Here is a 16,434-nt window from a genome sequence, read left to right as displayed (position 1 = left end):
TCCTGTGGGAGCGGCCTTGCGTCGCGATCGGGCGCGAAGCGGCCGCCAAACCTGCCGATGCGATCTGTCCGAAGCATCGTATCGGCTGTGCCAGGGGCCGCTGTGCGGCCCATCGCGGCTCAAGGCCGCTCCTACAGGGGTGGTGGTGAGTCCGACAGGCTTACTGGATCAGGCCAAATTCCTTGGCCAGTGCCTTGTAGTCGGCCACTTGCTTCTTCACATAGCCGTCCAGCTCTTCGCCGGTCATGGCGAACGGGAACAGCTCGCGCTGGTCCCGCAGCTCGGCGAAGTCTTGCGAGGCCAGCATCTTGTCGAACGATGCCTTCCACCATGCGTAGTCCTCGTCGCTCACCTTTGGCCCCAGATAGAAGCCGCGCACTACCGGCCAGACGATGTCGTAGCCCTGCTCCTTGGCGGTAGGGATGTCTTTCATCTCGGGCTCGTCCAGGCGGTTTTCCGAGAACACCGCAAGGATGCGCATGTTGCCGCTCTGGATGTGCGGCATGGAGTCGGAGATGTCGGTAGAGCCGACCTGGATATGGCCGCCCAGCAGCGCCGTGGCAATTTCGCCACCGCCTTCCAGGGCCACATAGCGCAGGTCACGCGGGTTGATGCCGGCGGCCTTGGCAATCAATGCGGTTTGCATCCAGTCCTGGCTGCCGACGGTGCCGCCAGAGCCGATCACCACCTTGCTGGGGTCTTTCTTCAAGGCCGCGACCAGGTCGTCGAGGGTCTTGTAGGGCGAGTCGCTTTTCACCGCAATGGCGCCGTAGCTGGTGCCGACAGCTGCCAGCCACTTCACGGCGTTCTCGTCGAAGCGGCCGAACTTGCCTTGGGCCAGGTTCAGCAGGGAGCCACTGGACCAGGCCACCAGGGTGCCGGCATCGGCCGGGCGTTGAGCGACCACGGCGTTGTAGGCCACCGCGCCGACACCGCCGGGCATATAGGTGACGCGCATCGGCTTGCTGAGGATCTTTTCCTGCACCAGGGCGCTTTGCACCAGCTTGCAGGTCAGGTCGAAGCCACCGCCGGGCGAGGCGGGGGCGATGCATTCAGGGCGTTTCGGTTCGGCGGCAAGGGCGTTGCCGGCCAGCAGCAGGCAGCCGGTAGCGAGGACGAGGCGGCGCAGTGAAAAGGTCATCGTCTATCTCCGTGAGCGTTGTTGTTTTTGGATTACCGCTATGGGGTTACCACAGCGCTACGCTGTAGCTCACCAGCAGCCTCACTTCGTCCGCGTCGCGGGCGAAGTTGGAGCGGAAGGTGGCATTGCGCAGGCGCACGGCGACGTTCTTCAACGGGCCGCTTTGTACCACGTACTTCAATTCGGTGTTGCGTTCCCACTCTTTGCCTTCGCCACCGGCGGCACGGCTGACGTTGTCACCGCTGATGTAGCGGGTCATGAAGGTCAGGCCGGGTACGCCGAGCGCGGCAAAGTTGTAGTCGTAACGCGCCTGCCAGGAACGCTCGTCGGCACCGGCGAAGTCGTTGATCTGGACGAAGTTGACCAGGTACGGGTCGGCGCCATCGACATACGGGAAGGCGCTGTCGCCGGATAGCTGCTGCCAGGCGGCGCTGACCTTGTGCCCGCCCAGGGCGTAGCTGAGCATGCCGTTGACGGTGGTGTTGTCGATGTTGCCGGCTTTGGCAGCGCCAGCATCGTCACTCACTGCCAGGCGCAGGTCGGCGCCCAAGGTGCCCGGCCCCCAGGGTTGGGTGGCGACCATGCCGATGAAGTGCTGGCGGTAGATGTCGTCGAGCTGGGCGAAGTGGTAGCTGCCGGTGATGCGGTCGGTGAACTGGTAGTCCAGGCCGGCCAGGGCCAGGTTGTCGGCGCTGAACGTGCCACCAAAGCGGCCGTTCTTGTTGTTCAGCGCCAGGTCTTCCCAATTGGTGTCGTTGCGGTCCTTGGCCTTGTCCAGGCGCCCGCCCGTGAAGGTCAGGCCCTTGATCTCTTTCGAAGTGAGCAGGCCGCCCTCGAAGGTTTGCGGCAGGATGCGCCCATCGTTGGGCTGCAGCGTCGGCAGCTCAGGGATCAGGGTGCCGATCTTGAGTTCGGTCTGGGAAATCTTCACCTTCCCGGTGAGGCCCAGCTTGGAGTATTCGTCGGCGGCCTTGCCGTCATCATGGGTCGGCAGCAGGCCGGTATCGGTGCGGTCGGGGCTGGAGTCGAGCTTGATGCCGAGCATACCCAATGCGTCCAGACCGAAGCCTACGGTGCCATCGGTGTAGCCGGACTCGAAATTGAGGATGAAGCCCTGGGCCCACTCGTCGCGCTTGGATTGCTGCGCGCTGGTGCCATCGCGGAAGTCGCGGTTGAAGTACATGTTGCGGGTTTCGAAGGTGGCCGTGCTGTCTTCGAAGAAGGCGGCCTGGCTCATCGGGGCGACACCGGCAAGCGCGAGGGCGCTGGCGATGGCAGAGGGGCGTGCGGCAAAGGAACGGGTAGGCGCGAACGCCTGCGGCTGCAATGACAGCATCGTCGATGACTCCGTTTATTGTTCTTATTCGTTGCACCTTGCTGGTGCTTTTTTCGGCGCGAGGAGCGACCGTGGTGCGATGCTAGGCAACGAACCTTTCGCTAACCTTTCAACGAGAAAGGTTTGTCAGAAGGGGCTTCACAGGCCTGGCGACAGCGGTACACTCCGCGCCACCGCCCCACCCGAGCAGGGAGAAACCGATGCGTGTGCTGCTGGTCGAAGACCACCTGCAACTGGCCGAAAGCGTGGCCCAGGCCTTGAAAAGCCACGGCCTGACTGTGGATGTGCTGCATGACGGCGTGGCCGCCGACCTGGCCCTGGCTAGCGAGGAATACGCCGTGGTCGTGCTGGATGTCGGCTTGCCACGCATGGACGGCTTCGAGGTACTGGCGCGCCTGCGCGGCCGTGGCAAGACCGTGCCGGTGCTGATGCTGACTGCCCGCAGTGACGTCAAGGACCGTGTCCATGGCCTGAACCTGGGGGCCGACGACTACCTGGCCAAACCGTTCGAGCTGACCGAGCTGGAAGCACGGGTCAAAGCCTTGCTGCGCCGCAGTGTGCTAGGTGGTGAGCGCCAGCAACGTTGCGGGCCGCTGGTCTACGACCTGGATACCCGGCGCTTCGCCCTGGGCGACGACAACCTGACCCTGACCTCGCGCGAGCAAAGCGTGCTGGAAGCGCTGATCGCCCGCCCAGGCCGGGTGATGAGCAAGGAGCAACTGGCTGCCCAGGTATTCGGCCTGGACGAAGAAGCCAGCCCCGACGCCATCGAGATCTACATCCACCGCCTGCGCAAGAAGCTCGACGGCCACCCGGTGGCCATCGTCACCTTCCGCGGCCTGGGCTACCTGCTAGAGCACCGCGATGCGTGACAACGGCAGCCTGCGCGGGCGACTGCTGGGCAACCTGGCCTTGCTGCTGGTGGTGCTGATGCTGGCCAGCGGCCTGAGTGCCTACTGGAACGGCCGCGAAGCCGCCGACACGGCCTACGACCGCACCCTGCTGGCCTCGGCACGAACCATCGCCGCCGGGCTTTCGCAGCGTGACGGCTCGCTGAGCGCGGATGTGCCCTACGTGGCGCTGGACACCTTCGCCTACGACAGTGCCGGGCGTATCTACTACCAGGTGCTGGACATCAAGCAGCGGCTGATTTCCGGCTACGAGAACCTGCCACCGCCGCCACCCGGTACGCCACGTACTGATGACTATCCGGCCTTGGCGCGGTTCTACAACGCCACCTACCTGGGTCAGGACGTGCGCGTCGTCAGCCTGCTGAAGGCAGTGAGCGAGCCGAACATGAACGGCATGGCAGAAATCCGTGTGGCCGAGACTGAGGAGGCGCGGGTGCGCATGGCCCGTGGGTTGATGGCCGACACCCTGCTGCGCCTTGGCATGCTGGCGCTGGGAGCGCTGGTAATGGTGTGGTTTGCCGTGAGCGCGGCGTTGCGGCCGCTGGAGCGCCTGCGCACGGCGGTAGAGGAGCGCCAACCGGATGATCTGCGGGCGCTGCCGGTGGTGCAGGTGCAGCGTGAGCTCAGCCCACTGGTGCGGGCCTTGAACCACTTTACCGAGCGTTTGCGCGGCCAGTTCGAGCGCCAGGCACAGTTCATTGCCGATGCCGCCCATGAACTGCGTACGCCGCTGGCGGCCTTGAAGGCTCGGGTCGAGCTGGGGTTGCGCTCTTCCGAGCCGCAGGAGTGGCGGCAGACCTTGGAATCTGCGGCCCAGGGCACCGACAAGCTGACCCATCTGGCCAACCAGTTGTTGTCGCTGGCGCGGGTTGAAAACGGTGCACGGGCGATTGCCGAAGGCGGTGCGCAGCGCCTGGACCTGAGTCAGCTGGCCCGTGAGCTGGGCATGGCCATGGCGCCTTTGGCGCACAAGCGAGGGGTGGCGCTGGCCCTGGAGGCCGAGGCCCCTGTATGGCTCAAGGGTGAGCCGACGCTGCTCAACGAGCTGTTGAGCAACCTGGTGGACAACGCCCTGGCACATACGCCAGCGGGGGGCAATGTGATCTTGCGGGTAGTGGCGCCGGCTGTGCTGGAGGTGGAGGATGACGGCCCGGGCATTCCCGAGGCTGAACGTGAGCGGGTGTTCGAGCGGTTCTACCGGCGCAGTGCGCAGGGTAGCGGGCTTGGCCTGGCGATTGTCGGCGAGATCTGCCGGGCGCACCTGGCGCAGGTAAGCCTGCATGATGGCGAGAAGGGCGGGTTGCGGGTGCGTGTAAGTTTTATTGCCGATTGATGTGTTGCCTGTACCTGCCTCTTCGCGGGTAAACCCGCTCCCACAGGTAATGTACATTCCTGTAGGAGCAGCCTTGTGCTGCGAAAGGGCCGGCACAGGCTGAGGCACGTCAGCGCAACATGCTCCGCGCCTCGAGCAGTTCATCCACTTCCAGCTCTGTACCGAACGGCAGCCCAAGATGGCGGTACGCCGGCAGTGCCGCCAACGGCCGATGGCGGCCACGCTGGCTGATGCAGCGGGCGATCTGCACGATGTCGATGTAGTCGACCTTGTCGGTCTGCCGGTCCAGGTCCTGAACCTGGCTCGGCAACTTGATCAACTGCTCCGGAAACTCCCAGGCCTTGAGGATCTTGTCCCCCAGCACTGGCTGGATCTGCTCGATCACGTAGTGCAGGCAAACCGGGTCGGACAACAGCTCGTTGTGCTCTTCGGCATAGATCAGCACCGGCAAGGCGCCGATCTGGTTGACCAAGCCGCCCAAAGTGGCCTGTTCAGGCTTGAGCTGGGTATAGCGACGGCAGATTTCGTAGCTGATGCCTGCCACTTCCAGGCTGTTGGTCCAGATATCGCGAAGCTTCTGTTCAACCGCCGGTGAGCGGGCATGGAAAATCTGCTCGATCACCAGGCCGATGGCCAAATTGCAGCTGTAGTTGATACCCAGCCGCGTGATGGCGGTATGCAAGTCGGTGACCTCGACCGCCGCGCGCAGCAGCGGGCTGTTGACCACCTTGATCAGGCGCGCTGAAAGGGCCGCGTCGCGACCGATCACCTTGCTCAGGGCCGCTACGCTGATCTCGCTGTCTTCCGCCGCCTCACGGATGCTCAAGGCAACCTCGGGCAGGGTCGGCAAGACCAGATCATCCTTTTCGATGGCATTGAGCAACTGTGCTTGAACCATCTCGGCCAGCTTGTTCATGGGCGTGTCTACCGCAGTGGTGGTGCGGCCCCGCCACGGTGGCGGGGCAGGCTGGTCAGCGCTGGATTTCCCGGTCGCGGTCCAGTTCGTAGGGCAGGGTCAGCACCTGCAGGCGCGGGCCTTCGAGGCTGCCCAGGTGCAGGTTGTCGTCTGCCACCGCGTCGGCGCTGAGCACCGCGAGGAGTTCACAGCCGGCGCCGTTGCCGGCAGCAATGACCACTTCACCGACCGAGGAACCATGGGTGGGCGAGAAGATCTCGGCACCTGGGGCCGGAATGGCCTGCTGGTCCAGTGCCAGGCGGTACTGGCGGCGTTTGAGCTTGCCCAGGTACTGCATGCGGGCAACGATTTCCTGGCCGGTGTAGCAACCTTTCTTGAAGCTCACGCCGTCGACGGCCTGCAGGTTGATCATCTGCGGGATGAACAACTCACGGGTCGGCCCCATGACCTGGCCGATACCGGCACGCACCTGCCCAAGCAGCCAGTCGTTCAGGCTGCCTTCAGGCAGGGCGCCGGCGAGGGCCTGGCGTACCGTGTCGGCGTTTTCCGCCGGTACCCACAGCTCCACACGCCCCTCGGACACGGTAATGGCGATCAGGCCTTCATGGCGCACGGTACTGCCGGCGCCTTCGGGCACGTCGAGACCCAGTGCCAGCAGCGCAGCGTCACCGCCTTGCAGACCAAAGCGTGCCCAGGCGGCGCTTTCATCAGTCAGCGTGGCCTTGGAAAATACAGCGTATTTCTTCAGGTCGGCCAGTTGCGCCTCAAGCAGTTCGCTGGCCATGGCCAGCAGGTAGCCGTTGCCTTCGGGCAAGATGCGGAAGCTCGATTGCATGCGCCCCTTGACCATGCAGCGGGCGCCCAGGCTGGCGTGTTCCTGGCTGAGGTAGTTGATGTTGCAGGTCAGCTGGCCTTGCAGGAACTTGCCTGCATCGGAGCCGCGGACGGCGAGGATGCCCTCGTGGGACAGGGGGCAGAAGAAAGCGGAATCGGCCATGGGTCATCGCGGTGGCTAAAGACTGGCGGCCATCATAGAACGCCGGTAACAAAATAGGTAGGTGACTAGACCAACGCCCGGTGTCGCTGCGCTCGCCGGGCTGTATACTGGCGGGCCATTCGAGGAGGGCCCCATGGTCGAACAAACTGAACTCAACCGGCTTTTCTGGCATAGCCGCCGCGGCATGCTGGAACTGGACGTACTGCTGGTGCCTTTCACCCAGGAAGTCTACTCCACCCTCAACGAGACCGACCGCGAACTGTACGTGCGTCTGTTGAGCTGCGAGGACCAGGACATGTTCGGCTGGTTCATGGAGCGCACCGAGTCCGAAGACCCGGAGCTGCAACGCATGGTCCGCATCATCCTGGACCGTGTCCAGCCCAAGTGAGTGTTTCGAGTGCCGCTGGCAAGGCTCGCGCCTGCTGCTAGCGGCCTACCTGGGTTGCCAGGTGCTGGCGTGGCTTGCCGTGTGGGCGAGCCCGTTGCCTGATTGGCTCTCCTTTTCTGTTGTCGCCGCCTGTATCGCCCACGCTGGCTGTGCCATTCCCCGACGAATCCTGTTGACCCATGAGCATGCCGTTGTCGGCCTGCGCCGTGATGTGCGCGGCTGGCAGGTGTTCTGCCGTGCCCGTGGCTGGCAACCGGTGCGATTGTGCCGGGACAGCGTGGCGTTGCCGCGGCTGGTGGTGTTGCGCTTTGAGCGGGCGGGGCGATGGATGGGGCAGAGCCAGTGCATACCGCAGGATGCGCTGGGGGCGGATGAACATCGGCGCTTGCGGGTGCGGCTGAAGTTCAGCCGGCGCAGGTGGGCTGAGGTGGGGGCGAGTCGGGGCTGACAGGTGTTCGCCGTAGCAGGTTCAGCGCCTGTGAGATCGAGCGCCACCCGTGCGGCGCTTCGCAGCACAAGGCTGCTCCTACATTTGTTTCGCGCCAGTATCGCCTGTGGCAGACGCGCGCGACCTCCTTGTTTGAACGACGCGATATCGAGCCGTGTTCCAAGGCGTTCGCGCGCAAATCTCACAGAAATAATTGGCCCGAAACAGATGTAGGAGCAGCCTTGTGCTGCGAAGCGCCGCGCGGGCGGCGCTCGATCTCCCGAGCGCTACCGTTTTCAAAGCGGACTGAGGATGGTGTCCTTGGCTTCGTCCAGCATCCCCGGGTAATCCAGTGTGTAATGCAAGCCACGGCTTTCCTTGCGCTGCATGGCCGACAGGATCATCAGTTCGGCCACCTGCGCCAGGTTGCGCAGTTCGATCAGGTCGCGGCTGACCTTGTAGTTGCTGTAGAACTCGTCGATTTCATCCAGCAGCAGGCGAATGCGGTGCTGGGCGCGCTGTAGGCGCTTGCTGGTACGCACGATACCCACGTAGTCCCACATGAAGCGCCGCAGCTCGTCCCAGTTGTGCGCGATGATCACGTCTTCGTCCGAGTCGGTGACCTGGCTGGCATCCCACCCCGGCAGCGCCGTGGGCATGGACACGTGTTCCAGATGCGCCTCGATGTCGGCAGCGGCGGCACGGCCATAGACAAAGCATTCCAGCAGCGAGTTGCTGGCCATGCGGTTGGCACCGTGCAGGCCGGTGAAGCTGGTTTCGCCGATGGCGTACAAGCCTGGCACATCGGTGTGGCCGCGATCATCGACCATCACCCCGCCACAGGTGTAGTGCGCCGCCGGTACGACCGGGATCGGCTGGCGGGTAATGTCGATGCCAAAGGCCAGGCAGCGCTCGTACACGGTGGGGAAGTGGCCCATGATGAAATCGGCCGGCTTGTGGGTGATGTCCAGGTACACGCAGTCCACGCCCAGGCGCTTCATCTCGTGGTCGATGGCGCGGGCCACGATGTCGCGCGGGGCCAGCTCTTCGCGCGGGTCGAAGCGTGGCATGAAGCGCTCGCCATTGGGCAGGCGCAGCAGCGCACCTTCACCGCGCAGTGCTTCGGTGATCAGGAAGCTCTTGGCCTGCGGGTGGTACAGGCAGGTCGGATGGAACTGGTTGAATTCCAGGTTCGCCACCCGGCAGCCCGCCCGCCAGGCCATGGCGATGCCGTCACCGCAGGCGCCATCGGGGTTGCTGGTGTAGAGGTAGACCTTGGCTGCACCGCCGGTGGCCAGCACGGTGAAGCGCGCGCCGAAGGTGTCCACCTCACCGGTGTTGCGGTCGAGCACGTAGGCGCCCAGGCAACGCTCGCCCGGCAGGCCCAGGCGGCGTTCGGTGATCAGGTCGACCGCCACGCGTTGCTCCAGCAGCTGGATGTTCGGGCGTCGGCGCGCCTGTTCCAGCAGCGTGGTGAATATGGCTGCGCCGGTGGCGTCGGCGGCGTGGATGATGCGTCGGTGGCTATGGCCGCCCTCACGGGTGAGGTGGAATTCAAAGCCGCCATCGTCAACGCTGGAGTGCTCGTCGCGGGTAAAGGGCACCCCTTGCTCGATCAGCCACTGGATGGCTTCGCGGCTGTGTTCGACGGTAAACCGCACTGCATCTTCATGGCACAGGCCGCCGCCGGCATTGAGGGTGTCCTCGACATGCGACTGCACGGTATCGGTATTGTCCAGCACCGCCGCGACGCCACCTTGGGCCCAGAAGGTCGAGCCGTTGGCCAGGTCGCCCTTGCTGAGCACGGCAACGCGCAGGTGGCTGGGAAGGTTCAGTGCCAGGCTGAGACCGGCGGCACCGCTGCCGATCACCAGGACATCATGTTGGAATTGTTGGCTCATGTCGGGACACTAGTAATCTTTAGAGAGGGCGCGGCACAATAGTCACGCGCAGATGGCATTGTGAAACTATCGTTAAACTTGGCCAGGTTGCCTTTATAGCAGCCCGAGGTGGCCAATTTCCATGCCACTTGGCCACTTACCGAGGCGCGCGGCAACCTTTGTGGGAACTTTCCGATATGGCCGGAAATCCTATGAAGGTTGCCCGCACGTCACAATTTGCCGCGGCGACGCAGGGTTGCAGGCCTGTCCGGGCTGTCCCGGCGTATTCGAAACCTGATTATCGACGTAGCCGGCCGTGACCGCGCCACGTCTTCCGTGCCAGCCGACCAAGGGCTGCAGGAAACTTGCTTGGAGGGGAGAACTTTTGCGTAAAGCCCGAGTCTATGGTTGCAAGCCTGATCGATGGGTGTTGCACCGCTCCTTCGAGTTCACTGAGGAGTGTTCATGCTAACCCAGGAAGAGGATCAGCAGCTTGTCGAGCGCGTGCAGCGCGGTGACAGGCGAGCGTTCGATCTGTTGGTGCTGAAGTATCAGCACAAGATTCTCGGGTTGATCGTGCGGTTCGTTCACGATACCCACGAGGCCCAGGATGTAGCACAGGAAGCCTTTATCAAGGCCTACCGTGCGCTTGGCAATTTCCGCGGTGACAGTGCGTTTTATACCTGGCTGTACCGCATCGCCATCAACACGGCGAAGAACTACCTGGTGTCCCGTGGAAGACGGCCGCCAGACAGCGATGTGAGCTCCGAGGATGCGGAGTTTTATGACGGCGATCATGGCCTCAAGGATCTCGAGTCCCCAGAGCGCTCGTTGTTGCGGGATGAAATCGAAGGCACCGTCCATCGCACCATCCAGCAACTGCCCGAAGACCTGCGTACGGCGTTGACCCTGCGCGAGTTCGACGGGCTGAGTTACGAAGACATTGCCAGTGTCATGCAATGTCCGGTGGGTACCGTGCGCTCTCGAATCTTCCGCGCTCGGGAGGCCATAGATAAAGCCCTGCAGCCGTTGTTGCAGGAAACCTGAGACAGCGGCGACAGCCAAGAGAGGAACCGCCATGAGTCGTGAAGCTTTGCAGGAATCGCTGTCCGCGGTGATGGATAACGAAGCGGACGAACTGGAACTGCGTCGGGTGCTGAGCGCCGTAGACGATGCCGAAACCCGTGCCACCTGGTCGCGTTACCAAGTAGCGCGTGCAGCCATGCACAAGGAGCTGCTGCTGCCCAACCTTGATATCGCCTCGGCGGTGTCTGCGGCGCTGGCTGACGAAGCCGTGCCGGCCAAGGTCAACAAGGGCCCATGGCGCAGCGTCGCTCGCCTGGCGGTCGCCGCCTCGGTCACCGTTGCGGTGCTGGCAGGCGTGCGGATGTACAACCAGGACGAGATCACCGGCGCCGAGCTGGCTTCGCAGCAGCCTGCACAACAGGGCCTGAGCATGCCTCAGACTCGGGGTCCGGCGGTGTTGGCAGGCTATAGTGAAAGCAGTGAGCAACCGACCGGTCCGATGGCCAACGGTGTGCTGCAAAACCAGGCCGGCTGGGATCAGCGTCTGCCGGGCTATCTGCGTCAGCATGCCCAGGAGTCCGCGCTCCAAGGCACTGAGACTGCCCTGCCGTACGCCCGTGCCGCCAGCATGGGAAACCCCGCTAAGTAAGGAGGATCATGCGCGCGCTACCTCTTCTGTCGCTGCTGATTGGCAGCTGCATGACTGTGCCGGTATTGGCAGCCAACTCCTCGCCCCAAGCGAGCGAGTGGCTTGGCAAGCTGGCACAAGCCGAGCAAAAGCAGAGTTATAAGGGCTCGTTCGTCTACGAACGCAACGGTAGCTTCTCTTCCCACGATATCTGGCACAGGGTCGATGACGGCAAGGTCAGCGAGCGGCTGCTGCAGCTTGATGGCGCCGCCCAGGAAATCCTGCGCGTGGATGGCAAGGTGGAGTGCGTCAGTGGGGCGTTGGTCAGCGGTGTGACTACTCCTGCGGATGCTGCTCAGCGTGTGCTTGATCCGCTGAAACTGATGGGCTGGTACGATTTGAGCGTGGCGGGCAAGTCACGGGTCGCCGGGCGCGATGCCGTGATCGTGACGCTCACTCCCCGCGACCAGCACCGCTATGCCTTCGAACTGCACCTGGATCGCAACACTGGCCTGCCGCTTCGCTCGTTGATGCTCAACGACAAAGGGCAGTTGCTGGAGCGCTTCCAGATGACTCGCCTCGATACCACCAAGCCGCCCAGCGACGATGACCTGCGCCCCAGTGCTTCCTGCAAGCCGGTGCAGCGTGTTGCCCCTGCCAGCAGTGACAGTGTCGCCGGCTGGCGCTCGGACTGGCTCCCGCCAGGGTTCGAGCTGGTCAACAGCTCGGTACGGCGTGACCCCAAGCGTGACAGCACGGTCAGTAGCCTGATGTACGATGATGGCCTGGCGCGCTTCTCGGTGTTCCTTGAACCCGTGAAGGACGATGCCGGGACCGATGTGCGTACCCAGCTTGGCCCGACATCGGCGGTTTCGCGGCGCCTGAACACGCCCAAGGGCAAGGTGATCGTCACCGTGGTCGGCGAAATTCCGCTGGGTACGGCAGAACGCGTCGCATTGTCGATGCGCCCTCAGGATGCCCAGGCGCGCCAGTAATGGTGCGCTTTTGCGGGCCATGCGAAGGCGAATGGATATGCGCCTGAAATGAAATTAAAGCATTGTCATTTGCAATCTACTGGCAAATTTTTTATAGGTCAGGCTTCTTGGAGTCTGGCCTTTCCTGCTTTGTGCAGGGGCCTTTCTAAACTACCGCTCGTTGTGACGGGAGTCGTATGTCAACACCACGCTTGAAATCCTACCTATCGATGTTCGCCGCCGTGCTCATGCTCGGCCAGGTGCTCACCGCCCAGGCCGAGGAAGCCCTGCCCGACTTCACCACGCTGGTAGAGCAGGCCTCGCCGGCAGTGGTCAACATCAGTACCAAGCAGAAGCTGCCGGACCGTCGCGTTGCCGCTGGGCAGATGCCGGACCTGGAAGGCCTGCCGCCGATGTTCCGCGAATTCTTCGAGCGCAACATGCCGCAGCAGCCGCCCTCGCCGCGTGGCGACCGTCAGCGTGAGGCGCAATCGCTCGGTTCGGGCTTCATCATTTCCAGCGATGGTTATGTGCTGACCAATAACCACGTGGTGGCCGACGCCGACGAAATCATTGTCCGCCTGTCGGACCGCAGCGAGCTGCAGGCCAAGCTGGTCGGCACCGACCCGCGCACCGACGTGGCCCTGCTCAAGGTCGAAGGCAAGAACCTGCCGATCGTGAAGCTGGGTGATTCCGAGAAGCTCAAGGTGGGCGAGTGGGTGCTGGCCATCGGTTCGCCGTTCGGCTTCGACCATTCGGTGACCAAAGGTATCGTCAGCGCCAAGGGCCGCACGCTGCCCAACGAGACCTATGTGCCGTTCATCCAGACCGACGTGGCCATCAACCCGGGTAACTCGGGCGGCCCGCTGTTCAACATGAAGGGCGAAGTGGTGGGTATCAACTCGCAGATCTTCACCCGTTCTGGCGGCTTCATGGGCCTGTCGTTCGCCATCCCGATCGATGTGGCGATCGATGTGTCCAACCAGTTGAAGAAAGACGGCAAGGTCAGCCGCGGCTGGCTGGGCGTGGTGATTCAGGAGGTCAACAAGGACCTGGCTGAATCCTTCGGCCTGGACAAGCCGGCGGGTGCGCTGGTGGCCCAGGTGCTGGAAGACGGCCCGGCAGCCAAAGGTGGCCTGCAGGTGGGTGACGTGATCCTGAGCATGAACGGCCAGCCGATCGTCATGTCGGCCGACCTGCCGCACCTGGTCGGTAGCCTCAAGGACGGCGAAAAGGCCAAGCTGGAGATCATCCGCAACGGCAAGCGCCAGACTCTGGATGTGGGTGTCGGCGCGATGCCGGATGACGATGCCGACATCGGTGCCGGTGCCCAAGGCAGCGCCGAGCGTAGCAGCAACCGCCTGGGCGTTTCGGTGGCCGACCTGACCGCCGAGCAGAAAAAGTCCCTCGAACTCAAAGGCGGCGTGGTTATCAAGGAAGTGCAGGATGGCCCGGCAGCGATGATCGGCCTGCGCCCGGGTGACGTCATCAGTCACCTGAACAACCAGGCTATCGGTTCGGCCAAGGAATTCACCGAAATCGCCAAGGAACTGCCGAAGAACCGCTCGGTGTCCATGCGCGTGCTGCGTCAGGGGCGTGCCAGCTTCATCACCTTCAAGCTCGCTGAATAAGCGGTTTTGCAGGCAGGAAAGGGCAGCTACGGCTGCCCTTTTTCATGAAAATTCACAATTGCGGGCGCCAAAGCGCGGTACAGCCCGATAGAGGAATCTCCCATATCCCTGCTGCTTGAGGTACAATTCCCGGCTATTTTTCGGCGGGCGTCCCGGCTCGCAGCCTTTTCGAGTGTTGACCCGTGAGTGATTTGAGTCATATCCGCAATTTCTCCATCATCGCCCACATCGACCATGGCAAGTCGACGCTGGCCGACCGTTTCATCCAGATGTGCGGTGGCCTGTCGGCGCGCGAAATGGAAGCCCAGGTGCTTGATTCGATGGACCTGGAGCGCGAACGCGGGATTACCATCAAAGCCCACAGCGTCACGCTTCACTACAAGGCGCAAGACGGCAAGACCTACCAGCTGAACTTCATCGACACCCCCGGCCACGTCGACTTCACCTACGAAGTCTCGCGCTCGCTGGCGGCCTGTGAAGGCGCACTGCTGGTGGTGGACGCTGGCCAAGGCGTTGAAGCCCAGTCCGTTGCCAACTGCTACACCGCCATCGAGCAGGGCCTGGAAGTCATGCCGGTCCTGAACAAGATGGACCTGCCCCAGGCCGACCCGGACCGCGTCAAGGACGAGATCGAGAAGATCATCGGCATCGACGCCACCGACGCCGTGGCCTGTAGCGCCAAGAGCGGCATGGGCGTAGACGAGGTGCTCGAGCGCCTGGTGCACACCATCCCCGCGCCTGTAGGCGAAATCGACGCGCCCCTGCAGGCGCTGATCATCGACTCCTGGTTCGACAACTACCTGGGCGTGGTCTCGCTGGTGCGTGTGCGTCAGGGCCGCGTCAAGAAGGGCGACAAGATTCTGGTCAAGTCCACCGGCAAGGTGCACCTGGTCGACAGCGTGGGTGTGTTCACCCCGAAACATACCCAGACCGCTGATCTGAAAGCCGGCGAAGTAGGCTTCATCATCGCCAGCATCAAAGACATCCACGGTGCGCCGGTGGGTGACACCCTGACCTTGTCCTCGACCCCCGAGGTCGAAGTGCTGGCGGGCTTCAAGAAAATCCAGCCGCAGGTCTACGCCGGCCTGTTCCCGGTCAGCTCCGACGACTTCGAAGACTTCCGCGACGCATTGCAGAAGCTCACCCTCAACGACTCGTCGCTGCAGTACATGCCGGAAAGCTCCGACGCCCTGGGCTTCGGCTTCCGTTGCGGTTTCCTCGGCATGCTGCACATGGAGATCATCCAGGAGCGCCTGGAGCGCGAATACGACCTGGACCTGATTACCACCGCACCGAGCGTGATCTACGAGCTCGAGCTGAAGACCGGCGAAACCATCATCGTCGATAACCCGTCAAAACTGCCGGATGTCTCGGCTGTGACCGACTTCCGCGAGCCGATCGTCACGGCGACCATCCTGGTGCCGCAGGAACACCTGGGTAACGTCATCACCCTGTGCATCGAGAAGCGTGGCGTGCAGCGCGACATGCAGTTCCTCGGCAGCCAGGTGCAGGTGCGTTACGACATGCCGATGAACGAAGTGGTCCTGGACTTCTTCGACCGTCTCAAGTCCACCAGCCGCGGCTATGCTTCGCTGGATTATCATTTTGATCGCTACCAGTCGGCCAACCTGGTCAAACTGGACGTACTGATCAACGGCGACAAGGTCGATGCCCTGGCATTGATCGTGCACCGCGACAACGCGGCCTACAAAGGCCGTGCGTTGACCGAGAAGATGAAGGAACTGATCCCTCGGCAGATGTTCGACGTGGCGATCCAGGCAGCCATTGGCGGCCAGATCATCGCGCGGACAACCGTCAAGGCGCTCAGAAAGAACGTACTGGCCAAGTGCTACGGTGGTGACGTCAGCCGTAAGAAGAAACTGCTGGAGAAGCAGAAGGCCGGTAAGAAACGCATGAAACAGGTAGGCAACGTGGAAATTCCACAAGAAGCCTTCCTCGCCGTGCTCAGGTTGGATAGCTAGGTCCTATGTCGCTAAATTTCCCGCTGTTGCTAGTCATCGCCGTCTTTGTCTGCGGTCTGCTGGGCTTGATCGACCTGCTGTTCCTGGCCCCGCGCCGGCGTGCGGCAATCGCCAACTATCAGGGCAGCGTCAGCCAGCCCGAGATGGCCGTTGTCGAGCGCCTGAACAAGGAACCGTTGCTGGTCGAGTACGGTAAATCGTTCTTTCCGGTGCTGTTCATCGTGTTGGTGCTGCGTTCATTCCTGGTCGAGCCGTTCCAGATCCCTTCGGGGTCGATGAAACCGACCCTGGAAGTGGGCGACTTCATCCTGGTGAACAAGTTCTCGTACGGTATTCGCCTGCCGGTGATCGACAAGAAGGTCATCGAGGTGGGTGACCCGCAACGCGGTGATGTAATGGTGTTCCGCTATCCGAGCGACCCGAACGTCAATTACATCAAGCGAGTGGTCGGCCTGCCGGGCGACCAGATCCGCTACACCAACGACAAGCGGCTGTTCGTCAACGGCCAGCCGATTGCCGAACAACTGGTGGGCACCGAACCGGGCACCTTGGGCAGCGCCGAGCTGTACAAGGAAAAGCTCGGCGAGGCCGAACACCTGATCCGCAAGGAAATGAGCCGTTATCGCATGCCGCCGGACCAGCAGTGGACCGTGCCGGCAGGCCATTACTTCATGATGGGCGACAACCGCGACAACTCCAACGACAGCCGTTACTGGGATGATCCGAACATTCCCAAGGAACTGCACGGCATGGTTCCGGACCGGAACATCGTCGGCAAGGCCTTTGCGGTGTGGATGAGCTGGCCAGAGCCCAAGCTCAGCCACCTGCCCAACCTGTCGCGGGTCGGCCTGATCCATTGATACC

At 62.8% G+C, this 16,434-nt stretch carries 15 protein-coding genes; 10 read left to right on the top strand and 5 right to left on the bottom strand.

The window, feature by feature from the left end; all coding sequences use genetic code 11:
* Positions 1-160 precede the first annotated feature (160 nt).
* Both MRBLPB4O_RS22565 and MRBLPB4O_RS22560 read right to left on the bottom strand, forming a co-directional pair.
* Complete coding sequence (locus MRBLPB4O_RS22565; RefSeq protein WP_049275301.1) at positions 161-1,141, bottom strand: tripartite tricarboxylate transporter substrate binding protein; 981 nt, start codon at positions 1,139-1,141, stop codon at positions 161-163.
* 46 nt (positions 1,142-1,187) lie between these two features.
* The gene (locus MRBLPB4O_RS22560) at positions 1,188-2,477 is read right to left on the bottom strand and encodes an OprD family porin (RefSeq protein ID WP_063422238.1); all 1,290 of its coding nucleotides are present in this window, start codon (positions 2,475-2,477) and stop codon (positions 1,188-1,190) included.
* Between the two features lie 200 nt (positions 2,478-2,677).
* Between MRBLPB4O_RS22560 and MRBLPB4O_RS22555 the strand changes: the two genes are divergently transcribed.
* Positions 2,678-3,349: a response regulator gene (locus MRBLPB4O_RS22555; RefSeq protein ID WP_016498165.1), complete on the top strand. Its 672-nt coding sequence runs from the start codon at positions 2,678-2,680 to the stop codon at positions 3,347-3,349.
* Complete coding sequence (locus MRBLPB4O_RS22550) at positions 3,342-4,721, top strand: sensor histidine kinase (RefSeq protein WP_016488836.1); 1,380 nt, start codon at positions 3,342-3,344, stop codon at positions 4,719-4,721. The genes MRBLPB4O_RS22555 and MRBLPB4O_RS22550 overlap by 8 nt, the downstream gene beginning before the upstream one ends.
* A 109-nt stretch (positions 4,722-4,830) precedes the next feature.
* Here MRBLPB4O_RS22550 and MRBLPB4O_RS22545 read toward each other — a convergent pair whose 3' ends face one another.
* Positions 4,831-5,637: an HDOD domain-containing protein gene (locus tag MRBLPB4O_RS22545; RefSeq protein WP_341796649.1), complete on the bottom strand. Its 807-nt coding sequence runs from the start codon at positions 5,635-5,637 to the stop codon at positions 4,831-4,833.
* A 55-nt stretch (positions 5,638-5,692) separates the two neighbouring features.
* The gene (locus tag MRBLPB4O_RS22540) at positions 5,693-6,634 is read right to left on the bottom strand and encodes a folate-binding protein YgfZ (RefSeq protein WP_341796648.1); all 942 of its coding nucleotides are present in this window, start codon (positions 6,632-6,634) and stop codon (positions 5,693-5,695) included.
* Between the two features lie 133 nt (positions 6,635-6,767).
* Here MRBLPB4O_RS22540 and MRBLPB4O_RS22535 point away from each other — a divergent pair, with 133 nt between their 5' ends.
* The gene (locus MRBLPB4O_RS22535; protein ID WP_016498168.1) at positions 6,768-7,022 is read left to right on the top strand and encodes a succinate dehydrogenase assembly factor 2; all 255 of its coding nucleotides are present in this window, start codon (positions 6,768-6,770) and stop codon (positions 7,020-7,022) included.
* A complete protein-coding gene (locus MRBLPB4O_RS22530) occupies positions 7,006-7,470 on the top strand; it encodes a protein YgfX (protein WP_341796647.1) in 465 nt (154 codons plus the stop codon). Before MRBLPB4O_RS22535 ends, MRBLPB4O_RS22530 begins: the two co-directional genes overlap by 17 nt.
* 275 nt (positions 7,471-7,745) lie before the next feature.
* Here the strand turns inward: MRBLPB4O_RS22530 and nadB are convergent, their stop codons facing one another.
* Positions 7,746-9,350 (bottom strand): L-aspartate oxidase, encoded by a 1,605-nt coding sequence (gene nadB, locus MRBLPB4O_RS22525; protein WP_241799942.1) that lies wholly within the window; start codon positions 9,348-9,350, stop codon positions 7,746-7,748.
* Between the two features lie 444 nt (positions 9,351-9,794).
* Between nadB and rpoE the strand changes: the two genes are divergently transcribed.
* The 6 genes from rpoE (at position 9,795) to lepB (ending at position 16,430) form a co-directional block, all read left to right on the top strand.
* Positions 9,795-10,376 carry an RNA polymerase sigma factor RpoE gene (rpoE, locus tag MRBLPB4O_RS22520; RefSeq protein ID WP_003252049.1) on the top strand — a complete coding sequence of 194 codons (582 nt, stop codon included), beginning with the start codon at positions 9,795-9,797 and terminating at the stop codon, positions 10,374-10,376.
* A gap of 31 nt (positions 10,377-10,407) precedes the next feature.
* Positions 10,408-11,004, top strand: coding sequence for an RseA family anti-sigma factor (locus MRBLPB4O_RS22515; protein ID WP_341796646.1), 597 nt, complete (start codon positions 10,408-10,410; stop codon positions 11,002-11,004).
* Positions 11,005-11,012: 8 nt separating this feature from the next.
* Positions 11,013-11,978, top strand: coding sequence for a MucB/RseB C-terminal domain-containing protein (locus MRBLPB4O_RS22510; RefSeq protein ID WP_341796645.1), 966 nt, complete (start codon positions 11,013-11,015; stop codon positions 11,976-11,978).
* Positions 11,979-12,154: 176 nt separating this feature from the next.
* Positions 12,155-13,588, top strand: a complete 1,434-nt coding sequence (locus MRBLPB4O_RS22505; RefSeq protein ID WP_341796644.1) for a DegQ family serine endoprotease — start codon at positions 12,155-12,157, stop codon at positions 13,586-13,588.
* A 182-nt stretch (positions 13,589-13,770) separates the two neighbouring features.
* Entirely contained in the window at positions 13,771-15,570 is a 1,800-nt protein-coding gene (gene lepA / locus MRBLPB4O_RS22500; protein WP_016498174.1) for a translation elongation factor 4, read from the top strand.
* A gap of 5 nt (positions 15,571-15,575) precedes the next feature.
* Complete coding sequence (lepB, locus tag MRBLPB4O_RS22495) at positions 15,576-16,430, top strand: signal peptidase I (RefSeq protein WP_049276347.1); 855 nt, start codon at positions 15,576-15,578, stop codon at positions 16,428-16,430.
* Positions 16,431-16,434 lie beyond the last annotated feature (4 nt).

The organism is Pseudomonas sp. LPB4.O (assembly GCF_038383825.1).
Lineage (GTDB): Bacteria > Pseudomonadota > Gammaproteobacteria > Pseudomonadales > Pseudomonadaceae > Aquipseudomonas > Aquipseudomonas putida.
This window is presented reverse-complemented; position numbering and strand designations above follow the sequence as displayed.

What these genes read in the sequence shown, in the direction of transcription:
- MRBLPB4O_RS22565 (WP_049275301.1), bottom strand. Translation starts at nt 1,141, where the DNA reads ATGACCTTTTCACTGCGCCGCCTCGTCCTCGCTACCGGCTGCCTGCTG.
- MRBLPB4O_RS22560 (WP_063422238.1), bottom strand. Translation starts at nt 2,477, where the DNA reads ATGCTGTCATTGCAGCCGCAGGCGTTCGCGCCTACCCGTTCCTTTGCC.
- MRBLPB4O_RS22555 (WP_016498165.1), top strand. Translation starts at nt 2,678, where the DNA reads ATGCGTGTGCTGCTGGTCGAAGACCACCTGCAACTGGCCGAAAGCGTG.
- MRBLPB4O_RS22550 (WP_016488836.1), top strand. Translation starts at nt 3,342, where the DNA reads ATGCGTGACAACGGCAGCCTGCGCGGGCGACTGCTGGGCAACCTGGCC.
- MRBLPB4O_RS22545 (WP_341796649.1), bottom strand. Translation starts at nt 5,637, where the DNA reads ATGAACAAGCTGGCCGAGATGGTTCAAGCACAGTTGCTCAATGCCATC.
- MRBLPB4O_RS22540 (WP_341796648.1), bottom strand. Translation starts at nt 6,634, where the DNA reads ATGGCCGATTCCGCTTTCTTCTGCCCCCTGTCCCACGAGGGCATCCTC.
- MRBLPB4O_RS22535 (WP_016498168.1), top strand. Translation starts at nt 6,768, where the DNA reads ATGGTCGAACAAACTGAACTCAACCGGCTTTTCTGGCATAGCCGCCGC.
- nadB (WP_241799942.1), bottom strand. Translation starts at nt 9,350, where the DNA reads ATGAGCCAACAATTCCAACATGATGTCCTGGTGATCGGCAGCGGTGCC.
- rpoE (WP_003252049.1), top strand. Translation starts at nt 9,795, where the DNA reads ATGCTAACCCAGGAAGAGGATCAGCAGCTTGTCGAGCGCGTGCAGCGC.
- MRBLPB4O_RS22515 (WP_341796646.1), top strand. Translation starts at nt 10,408, where the DNA reads ATGAGTCGTGAAGCTTTGCAGGAATCGCTGTCCGCGGTGATGGATAAC.
- MRBLPB4O_RS22510 (WP_341796645.1), top strand. Translation starts at nt 11,013, where the DNA reads ATGCGCGCGCTACCTCTTCTGTCGCTGCTGATTGGCAGCTGCATGACT.
- MRBLPB4O_RS22505 (WP_341796644.1), top strand. Translation starts at nt 12,155, where the DNA reads ATGTCAACACCACGCTTGAAATCCTACCTATCGATGTTCGCCGCCGTG.
- lepB (WP_049276347.1), top strand. Translation starts at nt 15,576, where the DNA reads ATGTCGCTAAATTTCCCGCTGTTGCTAGTCATCGCCGTCTTTGTCTGC.